The following is a 14,033-nucleotide window of genomic DNA, read 5'->3' on the forward strand; positions in this document are numbered from 1 at the left end:
CGGGACGGAACCGTCACCGTGCCGCCCGGGTCACCGGTCCCGTTCCGCTCCGGCGGAGGTGCTGCGCTCCATCGCGGCCTTGAACCGCTGGTGCTCCGCGAGCGAGGCCGGATCCCCGGTGGCCCTGGGGGTGCGGGCGGCCCAGCCGGCCCAGACCATGGCGCACAGCGCCGCCACCACAGGAATGATCAACCAGGCGAGCGCAGCCATGTCCCCAACTCCCAGCTCCTCGTTCGTATGAGCAGATTAACCACCCGGGAGTCCAACGGTGACGGCGCCGTTCGGGTTACGGCGCCGGGGGCCTGCTCAGCTCGGCGGAGTATTCGTATGACCGGGTGCGCCCGAACGTGACCGGGCGCGGCCGAACGGACGTACCGTCAGCAGGAGCCGGCCCCGACCCACTCCTCCTCGCCGTCGGTGAAGACCTGGTGCTTCCAGATCGGCACCTCGTGCTTGAGGTCGTCGATCAGCCGCCGGGCGGCCGCGAAGGCCTCGCCCCGGTGCGGGCAGGAGACGGCGACGATCACCGCCTTGTCGGTGATCTCCAGCCGGCCGATCCGGTGCACCGCCGCGAGCGCCCGGACCGGGAACTCGGCGACGATCTTCTCGGCGATCCGGCGCATCTCCGCCTCGGCGGTCGGGTGGGCGCTGTACTCCAGCGCGGAGACCGACTTGCCGCCGTCGTGGTCCCGCACCGTGCCGACGAAGACGGTGGTGCCGCCCGCGGCGTCGTCGCCGACCGCTTCGTACACCTCGTCCAGCGAGAGCGGGGTCTCGCGGATGGCCAGCAGCCGGATGGGGTCGTGGTTCTCGGACATGCTCCCCATGATTCCTCATCCCCCCGGGCCCGCGACAAGAGCCTTCCGCATCACGATTGGAGCATTCCGCACTGCGGAACGCCCGAAGGTCGCCGGCACTCCGTCAGGTCCGCCGACGGACCCGCCCGGACCCCGCCGCCGGACCCTCCGTCAGATCCGCCGCCGCTTGCGCATCTGCCGCACCAGCGCCGCCGTGCCGACCAGCGCCACGGTGGCGCCCGCCGCGCCCAGCCCGGCCGTGGCCTCCTTGCCGCCGAGGCGCCGCCCGGCCACCGCGTGCTTGCCGGCCACCTGCTCCAGCAGCTCGGCCAGCACCTCCTCGTTGCTGAACGTGGGCCGCCAGCCGGCCTCGTACAGCCGGGAGCCGGAGACCACCCACGGGTACATGGTGTACGCCAGGTCCCCCGCCGGGGCCGGGGTCAGGCCCAGCCGGTGCAGCCGGGCCGCGGTGCCCAGCGCCAGGGCGGCGGGCAGCTCCATCCGGCGGATGCCGGAGAGCGCCTCCACCTCCTCCTGCTCCAGCCAGCCGTCGCAGCCGACCGTCACCTCGCCCTCGACCAGGCCGAGCACCGCGTACTCCAGCGCCGCCGCCAGGTCGTCCACGTGGCAGAACTGCCAGCACGGCCGGGAGCCCGCCACCACCAGCAGCCGGGGCGCCTCGAAGTGCCTGGTCAGCACGGTGTCGATGCCGGGACCGACCACCACGGCCGGGCGCAGCACGGTCACCTGGAGGCCCGGGTGCGCCCGCGGCGCGCGGCGGGCCAGCCGCTCGATCTCCAGCAGGTCCCCGACCAGCGAGGCCTCCTCGGTGGCCCGCAGCTCGGCCGACTCGGCCAGCGGCACCTCGTTGTCGGCCAGCGCGCCGTAGACCATCGCCGAGGTGCAGAGCACCACCCGGGAGACCCCGGCGGCCGCGGCGGCGGTGATCACCGTCTGCGCGCCCCGCACGTTGTACGCGCTCCGGGCGCGCGGGTCGGACTCCATGCCCAGGTCCATCGCCAGGTGCACCACCACGTCCACCCCGGCCAGCCGCTCGGCCACCGCCGGGTCCCGGACGTCCAGCACCCGCCAGAGCACGCCGGGCACCTCACCGCGCCGGTCGTCCAGCGCCAGCACCTTGCGCACCGAGGGCGAGGCCACCAGGCGGGCGGCCACCCGCTCGCCGAGCACTCCGGCGGCGCCGGTCACGGCCACGGTCAGCGGCTTGCCGCCGTAGGCTGGAGGCGGCGAACCCGCGGTGGCAGGGACGTCCTCTCCTTCGGTCAGCCCAGAGCGAACGTCCGAGGGCGGGGAACTCACCGGCCATCCTCCACGGTTAGCTTATGTGCGTACGTACGAGTGTCTTGTACGTCCATCCTGCCCGAGGCACGGCCCCGGCGGTGCACCCGGCGCGGTCGGGCCGCGATCCCGTCGGCGGTTTTCCCCGGGCGCCGCAGCCCCCGCCACACCACTTGCGTGACGGCCGACCGGATCGAGGACCCCGTGAGCGACCTTCCCTTCGGATTCGGCGTTCCTCCCGAGGAGCCCGAGGACGGCAAGGCCAAGGGCGACAAGGACAAGAAGGACGAGAGCTCCGGCGGCACCCCGCCGCAGCAGCCGTTCGGCTTCGGCGGGGCCAATCCGTTCGGCGCACTCTTCGGCATGGGCGCCCCCGGTGCGGGCTCCGGCGCCCCCGGGGACAACCCGTTCGGGGCGATGTTCGGCAACCTCAACCCGAACGACCTCGGCGCCGCCTTCCAGCAGCTCGGCCAGATGCTCTCCTTCGAGGGCGGGCCGGTGAACTGGGACCTGGCCCGGGACATCGCCCGGCAGACCGTGGTCGCCGAGCAGCCCGAGGGGAAGAGCAAGGACCGCTCGGTCAGCGCCACCGAGCGCTCGGCGGTGGCCGAGGCGGTCCGGCTGGCCGACCTCTGGCTGGACTCGGCGACGGAGTTCCCCTCCGGCGCCGGCACCGCCGTGGCCTGGAGCCGGGCCGAGTGGGTGGAGGCCACCCTGCCGGTCTGGAAGGACCTGGTGGACCCGGTGGCCGAGCGGGTCGGCAACGCCATGGGCGGCGTGCTGCCCGAGGAGATGCAGGCCATGGCCGGGCCGCTGATGGGCATGATGCGCTCGATGGGCGGCGCCATGTTCGGCACCCAGATCGGCCAGGCACTGGGCGCGCTGGCCGCCGAGGTGGTCGGCTCCACCGACGTCGGCCTGCCGCTGGCCCCGGCCGGCAAGGCCGCGCTGCTGCCGCAGAACGTGGCCGAGTTCGGCGAGGGCCTGAGCGTGCCCGCCGAGGAGGTCCGGCTCTACCTGGCCCTGCGCGAGGCCGCCCACCAGCGGCTCTTCGCCCACGTGCCGTGGCTGCGGGCGCACCTGTTCGGCGCCGTCGAGGCCTACGCCCGCGGCATCAAGGTCGACACCACCCGGATGGAGGAGCTGGTCGGCCAGCTCGACCCGTCCAACCCCGAGGCGCTCCAGGAGGCCCTGGGCAACGGGCTGCTCCAGCCCGAGGACACCCCCGCCCAGAAGGCCGCACTGGCCCGGCTGGAGACCGCCCTGGCCCTGGTCGAGGGCTGGGTGGACGCGGTGGTGCACGCCGCCGCCGAACCGCACCTGCCGCAGGCCGGGGCGCTGCGCGAGACCGTCCGCCGCCGCCGCGCGGCCGGCGGCCCGGCCGAGCAGACCTTCGCCACCCTGGTCGGCTTGGAGCTGCGCCCGCGCCGCCTGCGCGACGCCTCCCGGCTCTGGGCCTCGCTGGCCGACGCCCGCGGCGTCGAGGGCCGGGACGCGCTCTGGGAGCACCCCGACATGCTGCCCACCGCCGCCGACCTGGACGACCCGGACGGCTTCGTGCACCGCGGCTCGGGCGACTCGCTGGAGGGCGGCATCGACTTCGCCGAGCTGGACAAGCTGCTCGGCGAGGCGGCGGCCGGCGCCGACGGTGCCAAGAAGGACGACGAGGACGAGGACGGCAAGGGCAAGTGAGCACCACCCTGCACGCGGACGCGGTCCGTGCGCTGACCGACTGGACCGTGGCCGACGCCGGGCAGGACCTGCTCCGGCAGGACTACCTGGCCCACCTGGCCGCCGAGCCGGAGGGCCTCTGGCGCTCCTGCCTGCCCGCCCACATCACCGCCAGCGCCCTGGTGGTCGACCCGGCGGCCGGGCGGGTGCTGCTGACCCTGCACCCCAAGGTCGGCCTCTGGCTGCAGATGGGCGGGCACTGCGAGCCCGGCGACGCCACGCTGGCCGCCGCCGCGCTGCGCGAGGCCACCGAGGAGTCCGGCATCGCCGGGCTCGAACTGCTCGCGGTGGACGGCGCCCCGGTGCCGGTGAAGCTGGACCGGCACACCGTCCGCTGCACCGGCAAGGACGGGCCGGAGAACACCCACCTGGACGTGCAGTACGTCGCGCTGGCCCCGGCCGGGGCCGAGGCGCTGATCAGCGAGGAGTCGCTGGACCTGGGCTGGTTCGCCTTCGACGCCCTGCCCGACCCGACCGACGACGCGGTGCGCGAACTGGTCGAGCTGGCGCGGAAGCTGACGGAGCGTTAACCGGCCTCCTCCTCGGGATCCTGACGGGCCTGCGGGAGCCTGGGAGCGGCGGCCACGCCCTCCAGGTACCCGCGGGCCCGCTCCGTGCGAGGGTAGGCCTCCAGCAGGGCCCAGAAGGCCGGGCCGTGGTCGGCCTCCAGCAGGTGGGCCAGCTCGTGCAGCAGCACGTAGTCCACGACGTACTCGGGCATGCCGCGCAGGCGGTGGGAGAGCCGGATGCTGCCCTCGGCCGGGGTGCAGGAGCCCCAGCGGGAGTTCTGGTTGGTGACCCAGCGGACCACGCTGGGGCGGGCCCGGCCGCCCAGGTAGGCCTGCGAGAGCCGCTCGGCCCGGGCGGCCAGCTCCTGGTCCCCGCCGAGCGCGCGGCGGCTCTCCTGGCGGGCCAGCCGCTCCACCATCTTGGCCACCCAGCGCCGCTCCTCGGCCAGCGACATCCGGGCCGGGATCAGCACCACCGTGCGGTCGCCCTCGCGGTAGGCGGAGACGGTACGGCTGCGGCGGGCGCTGCGCCGGACCTCCACCAGGGGCTCGCCCGGGGCCGCCGGGGGCTCGCCGGGGGCGTGCGGTGCCGCCCGCCGCGCCGCCTCGCCCCGCGCTGTCGGGCCCTGCTGCCGGGAGTCCTGTTCGGTCGCCATGCCAACCGACGCTACCCCGCGGCACCGACGGACGGCCTCCGCCGGAGCGGGCAGCGTCAACTCCGGGCCCACCGTTGTCCACAGACCGTGCAGAACGATCGTCGTACCAGCCCACCGGGCCTGTGGACGGGCCTCGGCCGGAGGGCCGCCGGCTCGGGCATGCTGCCTCTGTCAGCCCTGCCCACCCCTCCCCGGAGGTGCCCGTGCGACCGATGGTGAAGCCCGCGCTCTCCCGCCTCTGGCGGGACGGATCGACCCTGCAGTTCGGCACCGTGCACCGGCACGCCCGGGTGGTGGAGGAGGTCGGCCAGCCGGTGGCCGCCTTCCTGGAGCTGCTGGACGGCAGCCGGGAGCGGCCCGCCCTGCTGGAGGCCGCGGAGCGGCTCGGGCTCGGGCGGGAGGTGGCCGAGGAGCTGCTCGGCTCGCTGGAGCAGGCCGGGCTGCTGGACGACGCCGAGGCCGGGCAGGCCGCCCTCGGCGGCTACCCCCGGGCCCGCCAGGAGCTGCTCGGTCCTGACGTGGCGTCACTCTCCCTGGTGCACCCGGCACCCGGGGAGGCCCCGGCGGTGCTGCGCGGCCGGGCCGCCTCCCGGGTGGAGATCCACGGGGCCGGCCGGGTCGGCGCCGCGGTCGGGGCGGTGCTGGCCGCCGGGGGCGTCGGCAGCGTCACCCTCACCGACCGGGGCCGGGTCACCGCCCGGGACTGCTCCCCCGCCGGGTACCCGCCGACGGACGTCGGCCGGCTGCGCACCACCGCCGCCCGGGAGGTGGTGCACCGCACCTCGGGCACCCCGGCCGGGGAGCGGCAGCGCCGGCGGCCCGGCGGCGATCCGCCGCCGCCCGCCCTGGTGGTGCTGGCCCCCAGGGACGGTGCCGGGGCCTTCGCCGGGGTCGCGGCGGAGGCGCACCGGCTGATGCGGGCCGGAGTGCCTCACCTCTACGTCGGCGTGCTGGAGCACCTCGGGGTGGTCGGCCCGCTGGTGCTGCCTGGTGTCTCGGCCTGCGGCGCCTGCGCCACCCTGACCAGACGGGACGAGGACGAGGCCTGGCCCCGGCTGCTCGCCCAGCTCGGCGAGGAGGGTGCCGGGCGCCCTCGTACCCCCGCCTGCGACAGTGCCCTCGCCACCGCCGTCGCCGGGCTGGCCGCCCTGCACGTGGAGCTCTGGCTGGACGGCGTCCGCCCGCCCAGCGTGGACGGCTGGTGCGAGGTCTCCGCCGCCGACGGCATGGCCCGCCGCCTGCGGCTGCCCACCCATCCCGCCTGCGGCTGCACCTGGCCCTCCGGCCCGCCGGTGCACCGGACGGAGGTCATCACCCCGCCCCGGTGAGCGGGCCGCCGAGCAGGCCACCGGGCGGGCCGCCGGGCAGGCCGGTGAACGGGCTGTCGACGGGGCCGTGATCCGCTGGTCACAGTCCGGCCGGGCCCGCATCCGGAGCGGGCACAATGGCGTAGTGACACGCCCACCGGACGGGCGTCGGAGCTGGGAGGCCCTGGGGTGAGCGATCTTCCGCGCAAGGCAGTGACCCGGACGGCGCGGCTGGCCGCCCTCCCGCTCGGGATAGCGGGCCGGGCCACTCTCGGTCTGGGGCGGCGGATCGGCGGCCGCTCGGCCGAGGTGGTCACCGCCGAGCTCCAGCAGGCCACCGCCGACCAGCTGTTCAAGGTGCTCGGGGAGCTCAAGGGCGGGGCGATGAAGTTCGGGCAGGTGCTGTCCGTCTTCGAGGCCGCGCTGCCCGAGGAGGTGGCCGGCCCCTACCGGGCCGCCCTGACCAAGCTCCAGGACGCCGCTCCCCCGATGCCGGCCGCCAAGGTGCACGCGGCGCTGGCCGAGCGGCTCGGCAAGGACTGGCGGAAGAACTTCCGCAGCTTCGACGACCGGCCGGCCGCCGCGGCCTCGATCGGCCAGGTGCACCGCGCGGTCTGGAAGGACGGCCGGCAGGTGGCCGTCAAGATCCAGTACCCGGGCGCGGGCGACGCCCTCCTCTCCGACCTGGCCCAGCTCAGCCGGGTGGCCTGGCTGCTCGGCCCGCTGATCCCCGGCCTGGACATCAAGCCGCTGATCACCGAGCTGCGGGAGCGGGTGGCGGAGGAGCTGGACTACGCGCTGGAGGCCGAGGCCCAGCGCCGGCACGCCGAGGAGTTCGCCGACGACCCGGACATCACCGTCCCCGGGGTGGTCGCCCAGGCCGACCAGGTGCTGGTCAGCGAGTGGCTGGACGGCACCCCGCTCTCCGAGGTGATCAGCAGCGGCACCCAGGAGGAGCGGGACAGGGCCGGGCAGCTGATCGCCCGCTTCCTGTTCGCGGGGCCGTCCCGGACGGGCCTGCTGCACGCCGACCCGCACCCGGGGAACTTCCGGCTGATCAAGGACGACGGCCCGGCCGAGGGCTGGCGGCTGGGCGTGCTCGACTTCGGCACGGTGGACCGGCTGCCCGGCGGCCTGCCCCGGCCGATCGGCGACTCGCTCCGGATGGCGCTGGCCGGGGACGCCGACGGAGTGCTGGACATGCTCCGCGAGGAGGGCTTCGTCAAGCCCTCGATCAAGCTGGACCCGACGGCGGTGCTGGACTACCTGCTGCCGATCATCGAGCCCGCCACGGTGGAGGTCTTCCACTTCACCCGGGCCTGGATGCGGGCCCAGGCGGCCCGGATCGCCGACCCGCGCTCGCCCGCGTACGACCTGGGCAAGCAGCTCAACCTGCCGCCCGCCTACCTGCTGATCCACCGGGTCACCCTCTCCACCATCGGGGTGCTCTGCCAGCTCGGCGCCAAGGCCCCGTTCCGGGCCGAGATGCTGGAGTGGCTGCCCGGCTTCGCCCACCCGGTGGCGGAGCCCGCGGAGGGCTGAGACTCCGTCAGAACGCGCCGATGGCCGCCCTCCTTGAGGAGGGCGGCCATCGGCGTTCGGGGAATGTCACTGCGGGGCAATGCTGTTGGTACCGCTGGAACGACGTGCCGCGCGGGCCTACGCGGCTGTCACTCCGTCAACTCCCGATCCGCCAGGTCTCACAGGACCGCGACGGCGAGGGCCTTGCGGGCGCGGAGCGAGGCACGCTCGGCCTTCCGCATCAGTCGGGCGGCGCGGTCGAGGCGCTCGCCCATCCGTTGGTGTTCGGCCTCGTGCAGTCGTTCCTGCATATGGGCACGGGCCAGGGTTTCTTGCATGAGTTGCATCTCGCGGGTCCTGTTCTGGATCAGAAGTTCTGTGGCCTGGTCGGCGTGGGCGGTCTTGTCGGCTGCGGGGGTCATGTGGTGGTCCTGCTCGTGGTGCGTGCTCGGAAACGGACGGGGGTTGGCGGCTGCGTCGACCTTGGCTGTGGCGACGCGGACCGAGTGGCGCAGTGTGGTGGTGCCCAGCGGGGGCTGCTCTCCCCGACGGGCGGTCACTGCGGTGGTCATCGCGGGGTTCACGCCATGACCTCGGTCTTGCGCGGACGGCCCCGGGGCCGCTTGCGGGCGACGACCACACCCTGGACGAAGAGCTCGCCGCCCCAGACACCCCACGGCTCGCGCCGCTCGAGGGCGCCGGCCAGGCAGGCCTCCTTGACCGGGCAGGTGCCGCAGAGCGACTTCGCGTACTCGACGTCGGCGGGGGTCTCGGCGAAGAAGACCTCGGGGTCGAAGGCCCGGCAGGGGATGGGCTGGCCGTTGACCTCGGCCTGGTCGAGCGCGGTGAGCTGCATGAGAGAAACCTCCGGGGGGTCGGCCTGGTCGGCCTTGGTGATGTCTGTCGGTACGGACGGGAGTGGCGGCGTGATGACCGTGGACACTGTGGCGTCTTCCTCGTCTTTGCTTGTGGTTCCGGCCAGCTGACTGGTGGGGCTGGACCGGAGGACCCGAAGGTCCAGGCTGGGTCTTGACGTACCGGACAAAACAGAAGGGCCGCGAATCCCGGTGTGAGACGGGTTCCGCGGCCCTGGAGGCTCCGACCTGAGGCTACTCAGGTTCGAACTCTCCAGGGTTCGGGGCCGCGGAAGGCCCACATCCGGACGGCCTCGGCGCCCGCGAAGGCGGCCTTGGCCTCGATCTGCTTCTCGTCCTGCTTCTGCTGGGCCCCGGCATCGACTGCCGCCACATAGGCGCCATGCTTGGCGTCTACCTGAGCTGCCTTCGATGCCTGGAGCGGTCGCTCGCTGCGCAGTCCACGACCGCCGCCGAACGCCGCCCCGGCAAGGGACAGACCCGTCTCGACGGAGGTGCCGCGGGTGCCGTTGCCGCCCAGGCCATTAATGCCGGAGCCACTGACAACGCCGGAGACACCGGTGCCGTTGAGACCCAGACCGAAGGGAGCGGTGACGACCTGCGAGGAGACGCACGAGGGCACGGCGATGACGGTCTGGCCAGTCAGGTTGGTGATCATCTTGGTTTCCACTGTCTTCGCCTCCTCTCGGCGTCTCGCGCGGCCCAGTTCCCCGGGCCCCGATGTTCGGATGTTTGGACGGTCATGCAGGTACTGCGGTACTGCTGGCAGGCGTGCGGAAGGGAGCCTTCCGAGGCCTTGCGATCTCGTTCCCTTGACCGCTCCGGCAGGCTATTGCGCCCCGTGTACGGCGCGCAAACTATTTTTCCGGCGAGTTTCGCGGAGTGACTCGGGCGGCTCCCGGAAGCGGCGTCACGCCTGCTCCTCGGACTCCCCCCGAAGCCCCTCGACGGTGGCCTCGGACTCGTCCGTGGGCTCCTCGCCAGCACACAACAACAGCACGTCGGCACCGTACTTGTCCAGCTTCATGGCTCCGACGCCCGAGATCAGGGCCAGTTCGCGCTCGCTGGAGGGCACCGCCTCGGCGATCGCCATCAGGGTGGCGTCGGTGAACACCACGTAGGCCGGGGCCCCCTGCTTCTTCGCCTGCACCGAGCGCCACTCGCGCAGCCGCTCGTACAACGCCTCGTCCATGTCCGAGGGGCAGCTCTCGCAGCGGCGCAGCTTGCGCTCCACCGCCTCGGTCAGCGTCTTGTCGCAGACCCGGCACTTGACCGGGCCGCGGACCTTGCGCCCGCCGGAGCGCTCGGCGCCCTGCTCGACGCCGCCCCGGCCGCCCCGGCTGGTGGGGCCGGAGTACGAGGAGCCCGGCCGCAGGCCGTCCAGGAAGCGGGTGGGCTTGCGACCGGCCCGGCCGCCCGGGGAGCGGGAGAGCGCCCAGGAGAGCGACAGGTGGACCCGGGCCCGGGTGACGCCGACGTAGAGCAGCCGGCGCTCCTCCTCGATCTGCTCGTCGGTCTTGGCGTAGATGATCGGCAGGGTGCCCTCGGTCAGGCCGACCAGGAAGACCGCGTCCCACTCCAGGCCCTTGGCGGCGTGCAGCGAGGCCAGCGTGACACCCTCGACGGCGGGGGCGTGCTGGGCGGCCGCGCGGGCGTCCAGCTCCGTCACGTAGGCCGCCAGGTCGGCCGGCTGGCCGGCCTCCCGCCGGGCCGTCTCGAACTCCTCGGCCAGCCGCACCAGGGCGGCCAGCGACTCCCAGCGCTCGCGCACCGTGCCGGAGCCGGACGGCGGCTCGGGGGTGAAGCCCCGGGTGGCCAGCACCGCGCGGACCTGCCCGGCCAGCGCGGGGCTGTCGGCCGTCAGCGGGTCGTCGGAGGCCCGGGCGGCGCCGCGCACCAGCATCACCGCGTCCCGCACCTCGGGGCGCTCGAAGAACCGCTCGGCGCCCTTGAGCTGGTACGAGATGCCCAGGTCGGCGAGGGCCTGCTCGTAGACCTCGGACTGCCCGTTGGTCCGGAACAGCACGGCGATCTCGCTGGCCCGCACGCCGCGGCCGAGCAGGGCGCGGATCTCCCGGGCGGTGGCCTCCGCCTCGGTGGGCTCGTCGGCGTACTCGACGTAGACCGGGGCCGGGCCGGCCTCGCGCTGGGAGACCAGCTCCAGGCGGTGCTGGGCGGCCTGGCCGCGGGCCTTGGCGAGCAGCCCGTTGGCCAGGTGGACCACCTGCGGGGTGGAGCGGTAGTCCCGGACCAGCTTCACCACGGTGGCCTCGGGGTGGCGGTGGCGGAAGTTCAGCAGGTGGTCGGGGGTGGCGCCGGTGAACGAGTAGATCGTCTGGCTGGCGTCGCCGACCACGCAGAGGCTGGCCCCGCCGGTGGACCACTGCTCCAGCAGGCGCTGCTGGAGCGGGGAGACGTCCTGGTACTCGTCCACCGTGAGGTGCCGGTACTGGGCCCGGACCCGCTCGGCGATCTCCGGGCGGTCCTCCAGGATGGCCGCGGTCAGCAGCAGCACGTCCTCGAAGTCGATCACGCCGCGGTCGCGCTTGGTCTGCTCGTAGGTGGCGTAGACCCGAGCGATCTCGGCCGGGTCGCGCGGGGCCTCGCGGCCGGTCTTGAGCACGGCGGCCGGGTAGTCGTCGGGGACGATCTGGGTGACCTTGGCCCACTCGATCTCGCTGGTCAGGTCGCGCAGCTCGGTGCGCTGCACCCGCAGGCCGGAGCGGCCGGCCGCCTCGGCGACCAGCTGCACCTTGCGCTCCAGCAGCCGCGGCACCTCGCCGCCGATCGCCCGCGGCCAGAAGTACTGGAGCTGGCGCAGCGCGGCGGAGTGGAAGGTGCGGGCCTGCACGCCCTCGGCGCCGAGCTGGCGCAGGCGGCCGCGCATCTCGCCGGCCGCGCGGGCGGTGAAGGTGACCGCGAGCACCTGCTGCGGCTGGTAGACGCCGCTGCGCACGCCGTAGGCGATCCGGTGGGTGATGGCCCTGGTCTTGCCCGTGCCGGCGCCGGCCAGCACGCAGACGGGGCCCTGCAGGGCGGTGGCGACGGCCCGCTGCTCCGGGTCGAGCCCGGCCAGCACGGCCTCGGCACTGGAGGCCGGGCCGTGGGGCGCGCCGTAGTGTGCGCCGCCACCTGACGGAGTGCCGTACCGGTCGCCGTGGCCGTCGGGGAGGCCCAAGAGCTGTTCCTGCATGCCGCCCATCCTCGCAGGGCGCTCGGACGTTCCGTCCCGGCTCGTCCACAGGGCGGCCCCGGCGGACGATAATCGCTCCGCCGACCGGCGCGCGTGGTAGGTCACACGCCGGGCGCGCACGGAATGTTCCGTTGCGCCCCGGACGTTGTCGGCACAGACCGCACGCCCCTTCACGAAGGAGTCCCCCGAATGTCCGGCAGCGTCACGATGTACAGCACGACCTGGTGCGGGTACTGCAACCGGCTGAAGAGCCAGCTGGACCGCGAGGGCATCGGCTACGACGTGATCAACATCGAGGAGGACCCGGCCTCGGCGTCCTTCGTCGAGTCCGTCAACAACGGCAACCAGGTGGTGCCGACCGTGATCGTCCAGCCCGCGGGCGGCGGCGAGCAGGTCGTGATGACCAACCCGAGCCTGCGTCAGGTCCAGGCCGCGCTGGCCGGCTGACACCGCGTCAGGAGAACCGCTCCAGGTGGCCCTGCCCCGCACGGGACGGGGCCACCGGCGCGTCGTCCACCGGCCGGGACGGCCCGGGGACCGGGGACGGGACCGGCAGCACCGTCGGCCGGCCGGCCAGCTCGCCCAGGCCGTAGACCAGCCGGCAGCGGTCGGCCGAGTACCTGGTCTCGATCACCCGCACCGGCCCCCGGGCGTCGTAGCTGACCCGGGTCTGCACCAGCAGCGGGGCGCCCGGCCCGCCCTGGAACCAGGCGGCCTCCTCCGGCCCGGGCATCCGGGAGACCAGGTGGTCCACCGCGCCGATCTCGGTCCGGCCGAGCGCCTCCAGCACCGACTCGTCGCCGCCGGGCACCTGGTCCGGCTCCATCAGCGGGGTGCCGGCCGCCAGTCCGGCCCGGTAGTGGCTCTCCTCGATCGAGTACGGCTCGCGGTCCAGCAGCCGCAGCTGGCGGCGGACCACCACCGCCTCGCCGGGCCGCAGGCCGAGCCGCTCGGCGACGTCCACCCGGGCCCGGACGATGAGCATCTCGAAGTCCACCGTGAGCCGGCGCCCGCCCTCCGCGGCCTCCGCCTCGTAGACGCCGGTGGGCGCGGTCAGGCAGTGCCCGGCGGCGCGGCCGGGCGGGGGGCCGGGGAGCAGGTCGGGCCCGAAGACCCGGTGGTCCAGCACCGGGTGGTCCTTGAGGTACGTGCCCTTGCCCTGGAGCCGGACCAGCCGGCCCTCGTTGACCAGCACGTCCACGGCCAGCCGGACGGTGTTCCGGGCGACCCCGTACTGCTGCTCCAGTTCGGTCTCGACCGGCAGCGGCGCGTCGCCGCGCCACTCGCCGGCCGCGATCCGGCGTCGCAGGTCGGCGGCCAGCCGCTGGTACTTCGGTGATTGGGAACTGCCCCGCGAGATTGTCACGCGAGTGAATGTAGCGATCCGGGTTGCGCCATTTCAGCGAAACCGGCCAATATTGCCCGGGATCGGGGATCTCGGTTTCCGTCCCGATCAGGTCGTTCGCAGTCGCCCGGCGGCACTCGGCCCTTCCGGATGAGCGCCGCATTCAGCCACGTACAACCGGGGGCGGAGCCATGCCCGTGACCAGTACCGCGCAGCACTTCCAGGCGCGGCCGACCATCCTTCGAACCGGCGAGCCGGACGGCGCCCGGCCACGTCCGGGGCGGGCCCTGGGGGCCGCCGACCGGGGCGCCTGGCACGCCACCGCCAGCTTCCCGCCGCGCCCGCGCAACGTGGCCCGGGCCCGGCAGCTCACCAGGACCGTGCTCACCGCCTGGGGCGCGGCCGAACTCGCCGACAGCGCCGAGCTGTTGATGTCCGAGCTGGTCACCAACGCGCTGCGGTACGGCCGGGGCGCGGTCTCGGTGACGCTGGCCCTGACGGAGCAGGCGCTGCAGATCTCGGTGGCCGACTACGGCCGGGCGATGCCCGAGCCCCGGGAGGCCGGGGAGGAGGAGACCAGCGGCCGCGGCCTGGCCATCGTCGGGGCCCTGTGCACCGACTGGTCGGTGACCACCCGGCTGACCGGAAAGACCGTCAGCTGCTGGTTGGAAATCGACCGGAAGAGCGACTGACCGAGGGATTTCGATTCCGCTCGAAAAAGCCGAAGAAAAGCACAAGGGGCGTACGGTTTTCCACCGCACGCCCCTTATTCACTACGATTCACCACGATTCGCGACGGT

The 14,033-nt window shown here is 74.1% G+C and carries 15 protein-coding genes; 6 read left to right on the forward strand and 9 right to left on the reverse strand.

Annotated elements, in window-relative coordinates:
• Window positions 1–30 precede the first annotated feature (30 nt).
• The 3 genes from ACIA8O_RS30075 to ACIA8O_RS30085 all read right to left on the reverse strand — a co-directional run bounded on the left by ACIA8O_RS30075 (window position 31) and on the right by ACIA8O_RS30085 (window position 2,117).
• Window positions 31–210, reverse strand: coding sequence for a hypothetical protein (locus ACIA8O_RS30075; RefSeq protein WP_396297114.1), 180 nt, complete (start codon window positions 208–210; stop codon window positions 31–33).
• Between the two features lie 167 nt (window positions 211–377).
• The gene (locus ACIA8O_RS30080) at window positions 378–827 is read right to left on the reverse strand and encodes a molybdenum cofactor biosynthesis protein MoaE (protein ID WP_396297115.1); all 450 of its coding nucleotides are present in this window, start codon (window positions 825–827) and stop codon (window positions 378–380) included.
• A 141-nt stretch (window positions 828–968) separates the two neighbouring features.
• Window positions 969–2,117 carry an NAD-dependent epimerase/dehydratase family protein gene (locus ACIA8O_RS30085; RefSeq protein ID WP_396297116.1) on the reverse strand — a complete coding sequence of 383 codons (1,149 nt, stop codon included), beginning with the start codon at window positions 2,115–2,117 and terminating at the stop codon, window positions 969–971.
• 183 nt (window positions 2,118–2,300) lie between these two features.
• Here ACIA8O_RS30085 and ACIA8O_RS30090 point away from each other — a divergent pair, with 183 nt between their 5' ends.
• Together ACIA8O_RS30090 and ACIA8O_RS30095 are read left to right on the forward strand one after the other, a co-directional pair.
• Window positions 2,301–3,788: a zinc-dependent metalloprotease gene (locus tag ACIA8O_RS30090; protein WP_396297117.1), complete on the forward strand. Its 1,488-nt coding sequence runs from the start codon at window positions 2,301–2,303 to the stop codon at window positions 3,786–3,788.
• A complete protein-coding gene (locus ACIA8O_RS30095) occupies window positions 3,785–4,357 on the forward strand; it encodes an NUDIX hydrolase (protein ID WP_396297118.1) in 573 nt (190 codons plus the stop codon). The genes ACIA8O_RS30090 and ACIA8O_RS30095 overlap by 4 nt, the downstream gene beginning before the upstream one ends.
• Here the strand turns inward: ACIA8O_RS30095 and ACIA8O_RS30100 are convergent.
• Window positions 4,354–4,992, reverse strand: a complete 639-nt coding sequence (locus tag ACIA8O_RS30100) for a M48 family metallopeptidase (protein ID WP_396297119.1) — start codon at window positions 4,990–4,992, stop codon at window positions 4,354–4,356. The two genes, ACIA8O_RS30095 and ACIA8O_RS30100, sit on opposite strands and share 4 nt — an antisense overlap.
• A gap of 212 nt (window positions 4,993–5,204) precedes the next feature.
• Between ACIA8O_RS30100 and ACIA8O_RS30105 the strand changes: the two genes are divergently transcribed.
• Both ACIA8O_RS30105 and ACIA8O_RS30110 read left to right on the forward strand, forming a co-directional pair.
• Entirely contained in the window at window positions 5,205–6,320 is a 1,116-nt protein-coding gene (locus ACIA8O_RS30105; RefSeq protein WP_396297201.1) for a TOMM precursor leader peptide-binding protein, read from the forward strand.
• A gap of 168 nt (window positions 6,321–6,488) precedes the next feature.
• On the forward strand, window positions 6,489–7,841 hold the full coding sequence (locus ACIA8O_RS30110) for an ABC1 kinase family protein (protein ID WP_396297120.1): 1,353 nt from the start codon (window positions 6,489–6,491) through the stop codon (window positions 7,839–7,841).
• A 158-nt stretch (window positions 7,842–7,999) separates the two neighbouring features.
• Here ACIA8O_RS30110 and ACIA8O_RS30115 read toward each other — a convergent pair whose 3' ends face one another.
• The 4 genes from ACIA8O_RS30115 to ACIA8O_RS30130 form a co-directional block, all read right to left on the reverse strand.
• A complete protein-coding gene (locus tag ACIA8O_RS30115) occupies window positions 8,000–8,242 on the reverse strand; it encodes a hypothetical protein (RefSeq protein ID WP_396297202.1) in 243 nt (80 codons plus the stop codon).
• A gap of 158 nt (window positions 8,243–8,400) precedes the next feature.
• Window positions 8,401–8,763: a WhiB family transcriptional regulator gene (locus ACIA8O_RS30120; RefSeq protein ID WP_396297121.1), complete on the reverse strand. Its 363-nt coding sequence runs from the start codon at window positions 8,761–8,763 to the stop codon at window positions 8,401–8,403.
• 170 nt (window positions 8,764–8,933) lie between these two features.
• Window positions 8,934–9,365 carry a hypothetical protein gene (locus tag ACIA8O_RS30125; RefSeq protein ID WP_396297122.1) on the reverse strand — a complete coding sequence of 144 codons (432 nt, stop codon included), beginning with the start codon at window positions 9,363–9,365 and terminating at the stop codon, window positions 8,934–8,936.
• A gap of 240 nt (window positions 9,366–9,605) precedes the next feature.
• Window positions 9,606–11,897 (reverse strand): ATP-dependent DNA helicase UvrD2, encoded by a 2,292-nt coding sequence (locus ACIA8O_RS30130; RefSeq protein WP_396297123.1) that lies wholly within the window; start codon window positions 11,895–11,897, stop codon window positions 9,606–9,608.
• Window positions 11,898–12,077: 180 nt separating this feature from the next.
• On the opposite strand from ACIA8O_RS30130, the gene ACIA8O_RS30135 reads away from it, so the two are divergent.
• A complete protein-coding gene (locus ACIA8O_RS30135) occupies window positions 12,078–12,335 on the forward strand; it encodes a mycoredoxin (RefSeq protein WP_345287355.1) in 258 nt (85 codons plus the stop codon).
• Between the two features lie 7 nt (window positions 12,336–12,342).
• On the opposite strand, the gene ACIA8O_RS30140 is transcribed toward ACIA8O_RS30135, so the two are convergent.
• Window positions 12,343–13,254, reverse strand: coding sequence for a GntR family transcriptional regulator (locus ACIA8O_RS30140; RefSeq protein ID WP_396297124.1), 912 nt, complete (start codon window positions 13,252–13,254; stop codon window positions 12,343–12,345).
• Between the two features lie 176 nt (window positions 13,255–13,430).
• Here ACIA8O_RS30140 and ACIA8O_RS30145 point away from each other — a divergent pair, with 176 nt between their 5' ends.
• Window positions 13,431–13,925 (forward strand): ATP-binding protein, encoded by a 495-nt coding sequence (locus ACIA8O_RS30145; RefSeq protein ID WP_396297125.1) that lies wholly within the window; start codon window positions 13,431–13,433, stop codon window positions 13,923–13,925.
• Window positions 13,926–14,033 lie beyond the last annotated feature (108 nt).

Source organism: Kitasatospora sp. NPDC051853 (genome assembly GCF_044452665.1).
Classification (GTDB): domain Bacteria; phylum Actinomycetota; class Actinomycetes; order Streptomycetales; family Streptomycetaceae; genus Kitasatospora.

Bases quoted from the DNA above. Each gene is read 5' to 3' on its own strand.
- ACIA8O_RS30075 (WP_396297114.1), bottom strand. From the start codon at position 210: ATGGCTGCGCTCGCCTGGTTGATCATTCCTGTGGTGGCGGCGCTGTGC.
- ACIA8O_RS30080 (WP_396297115.1), bottom strand. From the start codon at position 827: ATGGGGAGCATGTCCGAGAACCACGACCCCATCCGGCTGCTGGCCATC.
- ACIA8O_RS30100 (WP_396297119.1), bottom strand. From the start codon at position 4,992: ATGGCGACCGAACAGGACTCCCGGCAGCAGGGCCCGACAGCGCGGGGC.
- ACIA8O_RS30105 (WP_396297201.1), top strand. From the start codon at position 5,205: ATGGTGAAGCCCGCGCTCTCCCGCCTCTGGCGGGACGGATCGACCCTG.
- ACIA8O_RS30115 (WP_396297202.1), bottom strand. From the start codon at position 8,242: ATGACCCCCGCAGCCGACAAGACCGCCCACGCCGACCAGGCCACAGAA.
- ACIA8O_RS30130 (WP_396297123.1), bottom strand. From the start codon at position 11,897: ATGGGCGGCATGCAGGAACAGCTCTTGGGCCTCCCCGACGGCCACGGC.
- ACIA8O_RS30135 (WP_345287355.1), top strand. From the start codon at position 12,078: ATGTCCGGCAGCGTCACGATGTACAGCACGACCTGGTGCGGGTACTGC.